Source organism: Streptomyces sp. NPDC026589, from assembly GCF_040638385.1.
GTDB lineage: Bacteria > Actinomycetota > Actinomycetes > Streptomycetales > Streptomycetaceae > Streptomyces.
This window is the reverse complement of record NZ_JBEZYG010000001.1, coordinates 328,910-340,694: the sequence shown is the minus strand read 5'-3', so window position 1 is coordinate 340,694 and position 11,785 is coordinate 328,910. Positions and strand designations below refer to the sequence as shown.

Genomic DNA, 11,785 nt, shown 5'->3' with positions numbered 1-11,785 from the left:
GGTCACTTGCTTCCGTTCCGGACGGGTACATCGAGACGTACTTCGGTGCCGCCCCGAGGGCCGGAACCGAGGAAGACCTCCGCGCCGATCAGCAGAGCGCGTTCGCGCATACCGCGCAGGCCCGCCCCCTCCGGGGCGTTCCCGAGGCCGCGGCCGTCGTCGCGGATGCGCAGCTCCACTCCGCCGGGGCTGCGCCGCAGCGACAGGTCGAGCCGGGTGGCGCGGGCATGCCGGACGGTGTTGGTGAGGGCTTCCTGCGCGATCCGGTAGACGACCAGTTCGGCCTCGGCGCCCAACTCGGGCAGGTCCTTGCCCATCCGGCGGCGGATCGTCAGCCCGTCCGGCGTCGGGGTCTCCGTGATCAGCGCCGTCAGCGCGCTCACCAGGCCCAGTTCCTCCAGCACGCCGGGCCGCAGGCGGCGTGCGATCCGGCGGATCTCGTCGAGCGACCCCCGGGTGATCTCCTGGACCTGGCGCAACTCCCCGCGCAGCGGCTCCGGGGCGTGGTCGGCGACCCGCTTCAGCTCCAGCAGAACCGCGGTCAGCGTCTGCCCGACCTCGTCGTGCAGCTCCTGCGCCACACGGCGGCGCTCGGCCTCCTGCGCGGAGAGCGCGCGGGCACTGCTGGTGGCCCGCTCGGCCTCCAGCCGGTCCAGCATCGTGTTGAACGTCTCGATCAGCGCGGCGATCTCACCGTGACCCGCGACCTCGGGCCGCGGGCTCGGACGCAGCAGATCGGTGGTCGTCATCGCGCGGGTGACGCGCTGGAGCGGGAAGAGGCCGAGCCGGAGCAGGGCGGCGTTGGCCGCGAGCATGAAGGCGATGCCGCCGGTCAGGATCATGGCCTCGGTCAGCAGGACCGGGGTGGAGATGGTGATCGGCCCGAGCAGCAGCAGGGCGCCGGCCGCCACCAGCACGGCGGCGTTGAGCAGGAAGATCCGCCAGAACAGGGACAAGGTCGAACGGCTCCTTCGGAGGTCGGGTCGTACGGGCGCGCTGACAGCCTCCACTATCGCCGCCGCGCGGGTGCGCGGCCGTCGCCGCCCGGCCCCGGCACCCCGCGCGCGCCCGGTCTGCATGGTGCGCACCCCCGGAAATGGGTGCTGTCCCCGATGGTCCCCGGAGGCCTCCCCCGACGACCATGAGGCCAGGGCCCCATGAGGCCAGGGCCCCATGAGGCCAGGGCCCCATGAGGCCAGGGCCCCATGAGGCCAGGGCCCCAGGGGGCCCTGCCCCGTGCCGCACCGCGGGGTCCGGAGCAACAGGAGCCGAGAGGTTTTCCGTACCGGGAGGGAGCCACCATGCCCACGTACGACCGGCGGCTGCGTGACCTGGAAGAGCAGCTGCGTCACGACGATCCCGGGTTCGTCGAGGCGATGTCCGGCGGGATCCCGCGCCCCCCGCGCGAGTACCGCCGCCGCAACGCCTGGGCGTGGCTCGTCGTCGGGCTCGCCGCACTGGGCACCGGTATCGCCGTGGGCCACGGTCTTCTGATCGCCGCCGGCCTGGTCGTCTCCGGAGCGGCGGCGCAGCTCTTCGACCCGCAGCGCGGACGTCTGCACGGGCGGGACATCCCCAGCGCCCGCTGACCCGCGCCCCTCGTCCCGGCGGTGCCCGCACGCACCGCCCCCGCCGACCCCTGCCGGCCGGCGTCGAGGCCGCGTCCGGACCTCCGGGCGGGGCCTTCGCGTACGGGACCTCTGCTTGGGTTCCAGGGGCCTTCGCGCGTACGGAGAGGGAGGAGCGCTGTACGTGAGGTGAGGTCGGACCATAAGCCCGAGACCGGATCAACATGATGAGGCCCGACCACTGGTTCAGGTCTGACTGCCGATCCGGCCTGATCCGAACGCGAGGCTTCAGGCGTCGGTGCCCGCCGCGCGAGGCCTCAGGCGGCGGTGCCCTCCGGCGCGTGATCCACCGTCACCACCGCACCGCCGAACGTGACCCGCGTCCGGGCCCCGTCCTGCGCCCAGCGCACCTCGACCGTGTCACCGGTCACCCATACCTGGCCCACCACTTCGGCGGGCTCCGGGTCGGCTTCCGGGCCGGCGGTGAGGGAGGCCAGGGCGGCCAGGACCACCGTGCCGGTCACCTCGGCGGCGAGCCGGGGCACGGTCGCCCAACGGGTGAACGCCGTCCCCTGCGGGACCCGTACGTTCTCGGGAGCCTCCCAGCCGTGCAGCCCCCACAACCGTGAGCGCACCGTGCCGCCGGGGTCGGTGGCCCAGCCCGTCAGCTCGGCCCGCGCCCCGTCCGGCGCGCCCAGCACCCGGTGCACCCGCAGCTCATGGCAGCCCCGCGCCACGATCGCGCTCTCCACTCGCAGCCCGGGGACGGTGGACGGGCCCGCCGGAAACACCGGCAGGTGCCAGGAGGCCGCCCAGCCCCAGCCGTCGCCGTGCCCGGACCCGAGCGGATGGATGCGCCGCCGTGCGCTGCGCGCCCCGCCGACCGTCAACGACAGATGGTTGTCCGCGGTGTTCGCCGCCGAGGTGGGCCCGGTCACGGTGGAGTACGCGAGCCGCGCGTAGTGCGGGTTCTCGTCGGCCGCGGACTCGCCCTCGTCCGGGCGGACCTGGTCGCTGCCGTGGTTGTGCAGCCGCACCACGCCGTCCGCCCGCGTCGACTGCACCAGAAAGCCCGCCGCGGGCACGGACAGCACCCGGTCGGGCCCCTCGCTCGGGGCCGCCTCCTCGGGCGACGACCAGAATGGATGCTCGGCGGGAGCCAACAGGGACACGAACGCCTTCGACGCCCAATAAGGTGACGCGGGGCCGGAGTAGGTCTGCAGCGTCGCCGCGTGCGGGCCGTGCCAGCCGAGGCTCAACAGCCCGCTCCCGTCGACCGCGCCGCGCTCCAGGAAGTACCGCAGCGCCCCACTGACCACCCGCCGGGACGCCCCCGGCGCGAGTGGTGTGTGCCCGGTCACCGCGCCCAGACCCACACCCGCGCCGGCGGCGAAGCGATAGGTCAGCGACCGCCCGAAATACAGCGGGGCCCCGTCGCCGCCGAACATCAGCGCGAAGCTCTCCAGATGCTCGCGCAACCGCGCCCCGTGCCGCGCCGACTCCCGTGCGTCGCCCGACAGATGGGCGTCGAGCAGTGGATACAGGTGCAGCGCCCAGCCGTTGTAGTGGTCAAAGGCGCGCCCGTCTCCGTCGGCGTACCAGCCGTCGCCCCGGTACCAGCTCTCCAGCAGCTCCAGAGCCCGCTCCCGCGCCCGTGCCGTCTCCGCGTCGCCCCGGCCCACCGACTCCAGGAAACCGGCCACGGTGTACGGGAAGAGATACCAGTTGTTGCCCGCCGGAACGTGCCGCAGCGAGCCCCGCAGCCAGTGCTCCGCCCGGTCCCGCACATCGGGCGTCAGCCGGTCCCATAGCCAGGGCCGGGTGAGCCGCAGCCCGAGGGCCACCGAGGCCGACTCCACCATGGGCTGCCCCTGCACATCGTGGTCCAGGATCAGCGGCCAGGACTCCGCGTCGTCCCGGCCCGGTGCCCGCGTACCGGCGTCGAGCCCGTCCGCGTACCGCTCCAGCCAGCCGTTCGGGTCCTTGCCACCCGCCCCCGCGACCCGGAAGCCGGCCGCCAGGAACGTGCGCGCGTACCCCTCCAGCCCGTCGGAGCGGACGCCCGAGTGCGATGGGGGACCGGGCAGGTCGAGCCGGGCGCCACGCGGCGTGGCCCACTTCCACGCGGCGTCCAGCATCCCGTCGGCGGCCGCCTCCCAGTGGGCGCGGGTGTATCCGGTGTACGGGCTCGACGCGCGGTCTTCCGGGAGGAGTTCGAAGAGGGCGCCAAGGGAGACGGTCATACGGGAATCCTGAGCGACTGATCGAAGAGGGTCAATGGATCAATCAAAAGCGTCTAAATCGATCAAACGCTCATGGAGAGGCGAGGGTGAGGGCCCGGCGGCCGGAAAACCGGTGCACTTACCATGCTTTCCGACATGGACACCATCAGCCTCTGGCAACTGGCCGCACTCGCGGCGGCATCCACCCTCGTCGGCTTCTCCAAGACAGCTGTCAGCGGTGCCAATACGATCAGCCTCGCGGTCTTCGCGGCCGTTCTCCCGGCCCGCGAATCGACCGGGGTGCTGCTCCCGATCCTCATCGTCGGCGATCTCCTCGCCGTGCGCGTCTACCGCCGTCACGCGCACTGGCCCACCCTGCTCCGGCTGTTCCCCGCCGTCGCCGTGGGCGTCGTGGCGGGCGCCCTGTTCCTCCTGTGGGCCGACGACGCGGCGGTCCGTACCTCCATCGGCGCGATCCTGCTGTTCATGACGGGCGTGACCCTGTGGCGCCGCCGGATCGCGGAGAAGACGACCGGGACCGAGGAGCAGGCGACCGGAACCGAGGCGAGCACCGGTCCCGCCGCGGCCGACGAAGCCGCTACCGGCGCCGGTCGGACCGCCGCGCGCGGCTACGGGGTTCTCGGCGGGTTCACCACGATGGTGGCCAACGCCGGCGGGCCGGTGATGTCGCTCTATCTGCTCTCGGCCGGCTTCCGCAAGCTCGGCTTCCTTGGCACCTCGGCCTGGTTCTTCCTGATCCTGAACGTGTCCAAGGTGCCGTTCAGCGTGGGCCTCGGCCTGATCGACGCCCGCTCCCTGCTGCTCGACGCCTGCCTGCTGCTGTTCGTCCTGCCCGGCGCCTACTTGGGCCGGGTGTGCGTCGACCGGATCAACCAGAAGGTCTTCGACCGGATCGTCATCGGCGCGACGGTGATCGGCGGACTTCAACTGCTGCTGATCTGAGGGGGCCGGACCGCCGGACCGTCTTCTCAGGGGAGCAGCAGCCAGTCCGCTCCCACGGCGGCCAGCAGCCCGGCTCCCAGCAGCCAGCTGGCCAGCCGGGTGCGTCCGTTCCTGCTCAGCTCGATGACCACGCCGCACAGGATGAGCGCGAGCCCGTAGACGCCGACGACGAGTACCGACGAGCGGCTCGCGATGCGCAGCCCGAGCACGAGGGCCATCGCCGCCATGCCCACCGAGGAGAGCACGATCCGCAGCCGCCGGGCCTGGCGCGGGGTGAGTCTCTTCCCGTCCTGACCGTCCTGACCGTCCCCACGGTCCTCACCACCGGGAACGTCGACTCCGACCGTAGCCGTAGCCGTAGCCGTAGCCGTAGCCGTAGCCGTAGCCGTGGCCGTGGCCGTGGCCGTCTCCGTGGCCGCTTCCGTCTCCGTGGCGGCGTCGGCTATCGGGGAGTCGGCGCCCCCGTCCTTCGCGTGCTGCTCCCGGTGCTGGTCGTGGTCCTGGTCCTGGTCAGAAGTGCTCATGGAGCCGGATCGTAGTAGCTGCACGGAGCCGGGACCCGCGGACCCTGTTCTTCCGCTCCTGGCCCCGCCCCGGCCCCGGCCTTCGGGCTACCTCCGCAGGCGGGGCGCCTCGGCCGCCGCGTCAACCGTCGGGCCTGCCTCCACCCGGTCCGCCAACTGCCGAGCCCAGTCGGACAGTCCCGCGACCGCGATCGCGTGCGGCCCGGACGCGGTGAACGGGGCGAGCGCCCCCGCGCCCCGGCGCAGCAGCCGCGCGCCGCCCGCGGTGTTGCCCCGCGCGGAATGGGTCAGCCCCACCGCGAGCTGGGCCAGCCCCCGCCAGAGCTCACGCTCGTCCTCCGGACCCGATTTCCAGGCGTCCTCGAAGACCTCGTGCGCGTGGAACGGCATTCCCGCGTCCAGCAGTCGCTGCGCCTCCCGGAGCGTCTCCGAGGGCGTGCGGACGACCCCCTCCGGCTGTCGTTCGACGCCGGGCGTGCCGTACGGCAGGGGGCGTCCCAGCCCGTCACGGGGGCGCGCGTTGCGCGCCCGGCCCTCGGCATCACGGTCTCTGCGCGTCTCGTTCACCCCTCGATTGTGCCCCGCACCTGCGGAGAATCGCGCGAACCCTGTCGACGAGCACCCGCGCACGACTAGGCTCGACCGTCGAGAAGACTGCCTCTGTGGGAAGGGTGGGCATGAAGCCGTCCCAACCGTTGTACGAGCGTGAACCGGAACTCGCCGCCGCCGCGGAGGCGGTGGACGCCCTCTGTGGTGCGCAGGCCGTCGGCGGACTCCTGGTATTCAGCGGAGAGGCGGGGATCGGCAAGACCGCACTGCTCGCGGAGATCCGGAGGATGGCCGCCGACCGCTGCACCGTCTGGTCCGCCCGGGGAGGCGAGACCATCACCTCCGTACCGTTCCACGTCGTACGGCAGTTGTTGCAGCCCGCACTCGATCAGTTCCCGCCCGACGAGACCCGCGCCCTGTTCGGCGACTGGTACGAGACGACCGCCCCGGCCCTGGGGCTCGCCGAGCCGAGCGGGCCGCAGCCCGATCCGCAGGGTGTGCGCGACGGCCTGGACTTCGTCGTCGGCCGACTCGCGTCCCGGCTCAGCCACCGGCCGTTACTGCTCATCGTGGACGACGCGCACTGGGCGGACGGTGAATCCCTCGCCTGGCTGGCCTCGTTCACGGCCCGTCTCGGTGAACTGCCCCTCCTGGTGGTGCAGGCCCACCGCCCGCAGGAGCTGGCCGAGCGCGACGCCAACTACATCGCCGACCGCGAGGCCGAGCGCGGCTTCGGCGGTCAGGGGACGGTGACCCGGGTCGCCCTGCGGGCCCTGACCCCGGACGCCACCGCCGTACTGGTCCGCGCGGGCCTCGGTGATCACGCCGACGACCCGTTCTGCCGCGAGGTGTGGGCCGTCACCGGAGGCAATCCGTACGAGGCGGTCGAACTGGTCGCCAAGGTCCAGGACCGCGAACTGCCGCCGGTGGAGGAATCCGCGGGCGAACTGCGCGAACTCGGCGCGTCCGCCAGGGGCAGCGGCCTCGTCGCCCGCCTGGAACGGCTCGGCACGAACGCCAACCGGTTCGCCTGGGCAGCCGCCGTGCTGGGTACCGACATCTCGCAGGAACTGGCCGCCACACTCGCCGGAATGAGCTCGGCGGAGGCCGCCGACTGCACGGCCCGGTTGCGTGACGCCCGTATCGTCAGCGGCTTCGACCCGTTGGAGTTCGTCCACCCGCTGATCGCGACGGCGGTCTACCGCTCGATCCCGCCGGCCACCCGCACCGCCATGCACGGGCGCGCCGCCTGGGCGATCACCCGGGCCGGCCTCGGCGCCGCCGCGGCCTCCCGGCACCTGCTGGAGGTCCACCCGGACGACGACCAGGAACTGGTCGCGCAACTACGGGAAGCCGCCGGCCAGCACCTCGCCGTCGGTGCGCCCGAAGCGGCCCGGCGCTGCCTGGAACGGGCACTGGAGGAGCCGCCGCGCCCCAAGGACCGGGCCGTCCTGCTGTACGAGCTGGGCTGCGCGACGCTGCTGAGCTCCCCGCCCACCACGGTCCAGCATCTGCGTGCCGCCCTGGACATGCCGGGGCTCGACGACGGGCTGCGCGTCGACGCCACCTTCCGGCTCGCCGCCGCGCTCGCCCACAACAACCAGCTCAAGGACGCGGCGCTCTCGCTGGCCGCCGAGGCCGCGCGCACCGCCCCCGGCCCCGGGCTGATGCGGCTGCAGGCAGCGCACTTCATGTGGGAGGGCATGCAGGCCACCGAGGACGACGGACCCGCCCGCTCCCGGCGGCTCACCCGCAACGCCGACCACCTCAAGGGCCGCGACAACGCGGAGCGGGCGCTGCTCACGCTCCGGGCTTTCGACGCCATGGTGCGCGGTGAGAACGCCCAGCTCATCGTGGACCTGTGCGAACGCGCCCTGATCGACGGCAGTCCCGCCCGGGGGCTCGGCTGGACCGACTCCGAGTGGGGTTTCGAACTCCCCACCATGGTCGGTATCACCTACACCTTCGTCGACCAGCTGGACCGCGCCGAGAGCCTCTTCGGCGAGGCGGTACGGGCCTTCGAGATCTCCGGCTGGAGCGGGGCCCACCTGGCGTTCGCGCACACCTTGCTCGGCATGGTCCACCGCCGTCGCGGCCGCCTCGCCGAGGCTGAGGGCTTCCTGCGCGAGGGGCTCCGTCTCGCCGACCGCGTCGGTTCCGGACTCCCCGTCCACTGGGACGCGGCCTGCCTGCTCATCGACACCCTGCTGGCCCGCGGGCGCACCGAGGAGGCCCGCCGCATCGCCGACCGCTACGACTTCGGCCCGCCCTACCCCAGCGCCATGGTGCTGCCCGACGGGCCATCCATGCGGGGCCGCCTGCTGCTGGCGGAGGGCCGCAAGGAGGACGCGATCGCCGAGCTCGAAGTGGCGGGCGCCGCTCTGGAGTCGCGCGAACGCTTCAATGGCGTCTGGGCTCCCTGGGCCGGAGACCTGGCGCGTGCCCTGGCCGACGACGACCCGGCCCGTGCGGCCCACCTCGCCGCCCGGAACCGCGTGCACGCCGAAAGGTTCGGGACGCCCACCGCCATGGGCGAGGCGCTCCGCTGCGTCGCCCTCTTCGCACCCCCGGAGCGGGCCGCGCAGCTGCTCGCCGAGGCGGTGGGGCACCTGGAGAAGTCCTCCTCCGCCTACGAGCACGCCCTCGCCCGAGTCGACTACGGAATCGCGATCGGTTCGCACCGGGAGCTCGCCCGCGCCCAGAAGCAGGCGATGGCCTGCGGCGCCGAGGGGCTCGCCGCCCGCGCCCAACAGGCACGCGCGTCGATACGGTCCTCCGAGTGAGGTAATGTTTGTCCTGCGCGGTCAACCGGGGAAAACCGGGGGAAACGCGACGGGACGTGGCGCAGCTTGGTAGCGCACTTGACTGGGGGTCAAGGGGTCGCAGGTTCAAATCCTGTCGTCCCGACTGGAGACAGTCGTAGATCAGGGCCGGTTTCGGAGCAATCCGAAACCGGCCCTTGATCATTTTTGGGGACCAGTTGGGGACCAACCGGAGGTCCGGCGTCCCTGACCGGGTCAGCGGGTCATGACGACTGGGCCCGGCAGTGAGCGCGGTGCGCGCAGCACGTTGAAGTGGGCCGAGAGCGCCGCCCCGGCGGCCGTGATCTTGTGGACGTCCGGGTGCAGGTAGCGCTGGGTGGTGGTCAGTGAACCGTGGCCGGCGATCCTGCGGAGGACATGGACGTGGACCCCGGCGTGGGCGAACCAGGTCAGTGCGGTGTGCCGGAGGTCATGGCGGCGCAGATGTTCGTAGCCGAGTTTGGTGACCACGTCGTCCCAGTGTGTGGCGTCGCGCAGGACGGCGGTGGAGATGCGTCCGCCTCGTGGGCCAGTGAACAGTCGGGCGTCGGGATCGGGGCCGGCCGACAGGATGCGCTGGGCGACGAGAGGGCGAATCTCCTCGACAATGGGAACCTTGCGGGCCCGCTTGCCCTTGGTGCCCTTGTCGGTCAGTCCGCCGGGCGCGGGTGTGGTCTGGCGCCGCACGGTCCAGATCCACTGGGTCGTGTCGATGTCCCCGACGCGACAGCCTGAGATCTCTCCGATTCGTGCGGCGGTGGACGCGGCGAAGGTGACCACCTCTCCCCACCCCCGGTACTGGTCGTGGGATGCGGCGACGAGTGCGTCGGCCAGTGCGATGAGCGTCTCCCAGTCGGGGAGGGCCAGCGCGCGTGGGTCGAGGAGCTCGTCCTCGGCCTGCTTGTAGAGCTTCTGCCAGCCGGTGACCCGAGCGGGGTTCACCTTGATGATGCCGTCACGGACAGCCTGCTCCATGACGCGGACCAGGACGGCGATGGTGTTCTTCACTGTTGAGCGGCTGTGCTCGTCGGCGATCCAGTTCTGCACGGTGCGGTCGACAACGCCGTTAGTGATCATTCGGACCGGGAGATGGCCCAGGGCGGGGACGACACGCGTACGCCAGCCCGCGAGATATGGGTCGAGTGTCTTCAACTCCAGGCCGCGCAGGGCGAGATCCATGTTCGCGTCACCGTATTCGGCGAGCTTCATGGTGGCGAGCGACGGGGACAGTCCTGCCTCCGCGGCTTCGATAATGGACTGGAGCCACTCCTGTGCTTCGTCCTCGTCCGCCTTTCCTGCCGACAGGGACAGACGGCGCTTCGTAGCCGGATCGAACCAGCGGACTCGCGCACGGTAGGGGGTTAGGCGATCAGGCCGGTACTCGATGTCGGTGGTGAGCCGGACACCGACCGGTACAACGGATTTCTCGGCCATCAGGCTTCTTGGCGCGGGACGGTCCGGTGGCTGTGCAGCCATTCCTCAACGTCGAGCGCGCTGTACATGATGACGCGTTCCGAAACGGCGACGAACGGCGGGCCCTGGGGAGGCCGAGCGGTGCGCCAACGGCGCAGGGTCGAGGAATCTACACGCAGGCAGGTGGCGAGGTCGCTCGTCGAATACCAGGCGTTAGCCAGGAGGGAAGACCTGCTGTCATCTTGGACGAAAGGGGCATCGTCCACACTATTCGTGCGCGGATGGCGGTCTGGGTAGGCTGTTATCGGTTCGGTGGGCAAGTGTGTTGAATCTCCGGGTGGTATGGAGCACCAAAGTGACTCCGGGGAAATCCGTCGGCGGCAGGTGTCGCTGCTCGCAGATGGATCGATCCGGCGTGGTGCTCGGAGTAAACGGTGGACAACAATCGTCCGCGCAAACGCCGGTTTGGCTAACCGGCGATGTGCGGCTATGTTCCCCTCGCCTGCTACGAGATATCCGGAGGTGGCTACCGTTTGCGATGAGATTCGTCGTATGCGCCAGCCTTCGCATACGCGACTGGAGTAGCAGGAGATACGCCGATTTCATGTTCCCGATGACGCAGTATTGATCAGAAACTCATTGGGTTCACTCGTCGAGGATGTAGCGGACGTGGGGGGCTTTGAAGTAGCCGGTGCTGACGTGGGGTTGGCGTTGTCGGCGGTGGAAGAACCTGCGGGTCTCGGCGGCGAGTTCGGTCCGGTTCCTGGCCCGGTGGGTGTGGGGCAGGCTGCGTTTGAGGTCGGCGTTAACGAGCTCGTCCGGGTTCAGTTCGGGTGAGTACGAGGGCAGGAAGTGCAGCTCGATCTGATCCTCGTGGTCGGCGAGCCAGGCCCGGACGGTCTTCGAGCGGTGGGCGGAGTGCCGGTCGACGATCAGGTGGACCTTCCGGTCGAAGTGTCCGACGATGCGGTTGAGGAAGCGGCACATGACCGTCGCGTCGAACGACTCGGTGCAGACCATGAAGTGCATCCGGCCCTCGGTGCTGATGGCGGACATCGCGTTCACGGAGAACCGGTTCCCGGTGCGACGAACCACCGGAGTCCTCCCCTTCATACCCCAGGTGCGGCCGGTGACCTGGTCCGAGCGGATCCCGACCTGGTCGGCGAACAGGATCTCGCCGTCACCGGCCTTCGCCCGGGCCCGGATCGCCGGCCAGGTCTCCTCGTGCCACGTCCGGACCGCTTCCGGATCCTGCTCGACGGCCCGCTTGTCCGGCCGCTGGAAGGTCAGTCCCCAGCGCTTGAGGTACTTGCCGACCCCGGGCTCGGTGAAGCGGACTCCGTACAGCTTGAAGATCAGCCGGCCTATCTGCCCCCGCGTCCACAGCTGGCCCGAAAGCCCCAGGCCGGACGGGGTGTGATCGAGGACAGCCTGCCGCACGGCGGCCTACTCGACCTCGGACAAAACCTGATGCTCACCCGCGCGCCGGCCCCGCGACCGGGACAGCAGCGCGTCCCGCCCGCCGGCCTGCCACCTCGCCCACCAGTTGTCCACGGCCCTGACCGACACCTTGAACAGAGCGGCAACCTCCGTCCGGTCCCGGCCCTCCACGAGCGCCGACACCGCCAGTAACCGCACGGCCTCCTGCGCGTCCGGCGACCAGGTCCGCGCGTCCCCCCACCAGATCACTCACACACCATCAACGAGCCTGAACCCAAGGCGTTTCGGATCAATAGCCTGCTGCC

General features: G+C 71.2%; 10 protein-coding genes and 1 tRNA gene. 4 read left to right on the top strand and 7 right to left on the bottom strand.

Going from position 1 to position 11,785, the window contains the following annotated elements:
• Positions 1–2: 2 nt before the first annotated feature.
• Positions 3–956 carry a HAMP domain-containing sensor histidine kinase gene (locus AB0F29_RS01465; protein WP_361866601.1) on the bottom strand — a complete coding sequence of 318 codons (954 nt, stop codon included), beginning with the start codon at positions 954–956 and terminating at the stop codon, positions 3–5.
• 345 nt (positions 957–1,301) lie between these two features.
• On the opposite strand from AB0F29_RS01465, the gene AB0F29_RS01460 reads away from it, so the two are divergent.
• Complete coding sequence (locus tag AB0F29_RS01460; RefSeq protein WP_361866599.1) at positions 1,302–1,589, top strand: DUF3040 domain-containing protein; 288 nt, start codon at positions 1,302–1,304, stop codon at positions 1,587–1,589.
• A gap of 296 nt (positions 1,590–1,885) precedes the next feature.
• Here the strand turns inward: AB0F29_RS01460 and AB0F29_RS01455 are convergent, their stop codons facing one another.
• Positions 1,886–3,811: a DUF2264 domain-containing protein gene (locus AB0F29_RS01455; RefSeq protein WP_361866597.1), complete on the bottom strand. Its 1,926-nt coding sequence runs from the start codon at positions 3,809–3,811 to the stop codon at positions 1,886–1,888.
• A gap of 135 nt (positions 3,812–3,946) precedes the next feature.
• Here AB0F29_RS01455 and AB0F29_RS01450 point away from each other — a divergent pair, with 135 nt between their 5' ends.
• Positions 3,947–4,753, top strand: a complete 807-nt coding sequence (locus AB0F29_RS01450) for a sulfite exporter TauE/SafE family protein (protein WP_361866596.1) — start codon at positions 3,947–3,949, stop codon at positions 4,751–4,753.
• 26 nt (positions 4,754–4,779) lie between these two features.
• On the opposite strand, the gene AB0F29_RS01445 is transcribed toward AB0F29_RS01450, so the two are convergent.
• Both AB0F29_RS01445 and AB0F29_RS01440 read right to left on the bottom strand, forming a co-directional pair.
• Positions 4,780–5,277, bottom strand: a complete 498-nt coding sequence (locus AB0F29_RS01445) for a hypothetical protein (protein ID WP_361866595.1) — start codon at positions 5,275–5,277, stop codon at positions 4,780–4,782.
• 87 nt (positions 5,278–5,364) lie between these two features.
• On the bottom strand, positions 5,365–5,844 hold the full coding sequence (locus AB0F29_RS01440; protein WP_361866593.1) for a DUF309 domain-containing protein: 480 nt from the start codon (positions 5,842–5,844) through the stop codon (positions 5,365–5,367).
• Positions 5,845–5,954: 110 nt separating this feature from the next.
• On the opposite strand from AB0F29_RS01440, the gene AB0F29_RS01435 reads away from it, so the two are divergent.
• Both AB0F29_RS01435 and AB0F29_RS01430 read left to right on the top strand, forming a co-directional pair.
• A complete protein-coding gene (locus AB0F29_RS01435; protein WP_361866591.1) occupies positions 5,955–8,609 on the top strand; it encodes an AAA family ATPase in 2,655 nt (884 codons plus the stop codon).
• Positions 8,610–8,659: 50 nt separating this feature from the next.
• A tRNA-Pro gene (locus AB0F29_RS01430) sits at positions 8,660–8,733 on the top strand.
• 110 nt (positions 8,734–8,843) lie between these two features.
• Here the strand turns inward: AB0F29_RS01430 and AB0F29_RS01425 are convergent.
• From AB0F29_RS01425 to AB0F29_RS01415, 3 genes are all read right to left on the bottom strand, one after another.
• Positions 8,844–10,061 (bottom strand): site-specific integrase, encoded by a 1,218-nt coding sequence (locus tag AB0F29_RS01425; protein WP_361866590.1) that lies wholly within the window; start codon positions 10,059–10,061, stop codon positions 8,844–8,846.
• Positions 10,062–10,685: 624 nt separating this feature from the next.
• On the bottom strand, positions 10,686–11,480 hold the full coding sequence (locus tag AB0F29_RS01420; RefSeq protein ID WP_361866589.1) for an IS630 family transposase: 795 nt from the start codon (positions 11,478–11,480) through the stop codon (positions 10,686–10,688).
• 6 nt (positions 11,481–11,486) lie between these two features.
• Positions 11,487–11,729 (bottom strand): helix-turn-helix domain-containing protein, encoded by a 243-nt coding sequence (locus tag AB0F29_RS01415; RefSeq protein ID WP_361866587.1) that lies wholly within the window; start codon positions 11,727–11,729, stop codon positions 11,487–11,489.
• Between the last annotated feature and the right edge of the window lie 56 nt (positions 11,730–11,785).